At 67.6% G+C, this 2,383-nt stretch carries 2 protein-coding genes; one reads left to right on the top strand and one right to left on the bottom strand.

Annotated elements, in window-relative coordinates:
- Positions 1-1,592, bottom strand: a 1,592-nt coding sequence (locus tag AB1609_21370; GenBank protein ID MEW6048986.1) for a heavy metal translocating P-type ATPase, incomplete at its 3' end; no start/stop codon positions are given.
- A 260-nt stretch (positions 1,593-1,852) separates the two neighbouring features.
- Between AB1609_21370 and AB1609_21365 the strand changes: the two genes are divergently transcribed.
- On the top strand, positions 1,853-2,383 hold a 531-nt coding region (locus tag AB1609_21365; protein ID MEW6048985.1), incomplete at its 3' end, for a DUF421 domain-containing protein.

Genomic DNA, 2,383 nt, shown 5'->3' with positions numbered 1-2,383 from the left:
TTGGCCAGCACCCGCTTCTTGTCCTCGGGGAGCATCCCCGCGTGGACGCCGTCCACGACCAGTTCCCGGCCGATGGCTGACGCCACCCGCTCGTTGTCGCCGGTCAGCATCACCACCTGCTGGATGCCAAGCCGCTTCAACCCCCGAACGGCTGCCGAAGCCTCCGGCCTGACGCGGTCCGCCACGCCGATGAGCCCCACGGGCCCCGAGCCGTTGATGCTCACCACCATGGCGGTCTGGCCTGTGCCCTCCAGCTCGCGAAGCGCTTGGGCCAGCCGGCCCTCCGGCGCGCGGCCCATCTCGGAGAACCAGGCAGGACTTCCGACCACCACCCGGTCCCCCTCAACCACCGCCTCCACCCCGCGCCCGGGGTGAATCTTGCTGCGTTCGGGGGCGGCCGGTGACAGCCCTCGCCGGCGGGCTTCCTCGATGATGGCCCAGGCGATCGGATGTTCACTGCCTTGCTCGGCCGCGGCGGCCGCCAGGAGCACCTGTTCCTCTCTCTGCCCCTCGGCCGGGAAGACGGCGGTGAGCTGCGGCCGGCCGACGGTCAGCGTGCCCGTCTTGTCGAACGCCACCACCTGCACCCCGGCAAGCTGTTCGACGTAAAGGGCACCCTTGAACAGCACCCCGTTGCGGGCGCCCTTGGCGATGGCGCACAGCATCGCAGGCATCGTAGAGAGCACGACGGCGCATGGCGAAGCGACGACCATCACCGTCATCGCCCGGTACAGCGCCTCGGAGAAGCTCCAGCCAAAAAGCCCCGTCCCGGCCGCGACGACCCCGAGCGTTCCCGCCACCACGGCGGCCGAGTAGACCTGCTCGAAGCGTTCGATGAAGAGCTGGGTGGGCGCCTTGCGTTCCTGCGCTTCGGCTACGAGCTGGATGATGCGCGCCAGGGTGCTCTGGCCGGCGGTGCGATCCACCTCGATCCACAGAGCGCCTTCGCGGTTTACGCTGCCGGCGAAGACGCGCTGGCCCGCAGCCCGCTGCTGCGGGACGCTCTCCCCGGTGATGGCGGAGCTGTCCACCGCGGACTCGCCCCGCACCACAACCCCGTCGGCGGGAATCTGTTCACCCGGCAGCACCAGCACCAGATCGCCCACGGCGAGTTCTTCCGCCAGCACCATCTCCGGCTCGGCCGCGTCGTCCACGCTCGCAACCCGCCTGGCCCGGGTGGGCCTCAGTTGCACCAGCGCCTCGATGGCTTTCCGGGTGCGGCCGATGGCGTATTCTTCCAGCGCGTTGCTCAGGGCGAAGATGAAGATGAGGATGGCTCCGTCCTGTGCCCGCCCGATGGCGGCCGCACCCAGCGCGGCGGCGACCATCAAGAAGTCGATGTCGATCCGCCCGCGCCGCAGCGAGGCGAGCCCGGCCCTGGCGGACTGGTAGCCGCCCACGGCGTAAGCGAGGAGGTACGCGGCCAACGCTGGGAGGCCGGGGGCAAGCAGCATGAGGTTTACGGAGGCCGCGGGCAGAGGCTGGCGGGATTCCAACCACCAGCCCACGAGCACCAGGATTCCGGTGACAGCGGGGGCGGCCAGCGGGCGAAAGCGGGTCACGACTCCTTCTGAAGCGACCACCGAGGCCATGAGGTACTCCTTTCACAGCCTTCAAAGGCCGTACGGGGCCACGAGCGGCGGCACCGTTCGTTGACCAGGAAAAGCAGTAGGAGTAACTGGCAAAGGAAAATGAATCTCTCTTGGGATTGTATATCGTCTATCGAGAACCGCTGTCAAGAGCAAACCCAGTCGGCTGCGCTCGTGGACGCATCACCCGGCCCGCGGAATGGACGATTGGTCCCGCGCGGCACACTACCCGAGGCGCACAGAGTTCTGGCAGGTGGAGGGCCTTGAAGGATCTCGCCGCTTCCCTCGGTCTGGCCGGACGGACGCTCTACTTCTACGTGCTGCTCCTCGTCGTCGTGCGCATCATGGGCAAGCGCGAGATCGGCACGCTGTCTCCGTGGGACCTGGTGCTCACCATCATGCTCGCGGAGCTTGCGGCGCTACCCATCGAGAACACGCAGGTCGGCCTGCTGCAGGGTGCCGTTCCCATCCTGACGCTTCTGGTCACGCAGCTCCTCATATCGTGGCTCACGCTGAAGAGCACCACGGCGCGCAACGTCATCGCGGGCACGCCCAGCATCGTCATCAAGGACGGCCGCATCATCGAGCAGGAACTGCGGCGGCTGCGCTACGGGGTGGACGACCTGATGGAGCAGCTCCGCCAGAAGAACATCCCCAACATCAACGACGTCGAGGTGGCCGTTCTGGAGACCAACGGGCAGCTGAGTGTCATCCCCAAGTCCCAAAAGCGGCCGGTGTGCCCGGAGGACCTGGGCATCCGTACTTCTTATGAGGGGCTGCCCATCCCGCTCGTC

The sequence above is a fragment of the Bacillota bacterium genome, assembly GCA_040754675.1.
In the GTDB taxonomy this organism is placed as follows: domain Bacteria; phylum Bacillota; class Limnochordia; order Limnochordales; family Geochordaceae; genus Geochorda.
This window is presented reverse-complemented; position numbering and strand designations above follow the sequence as displayed.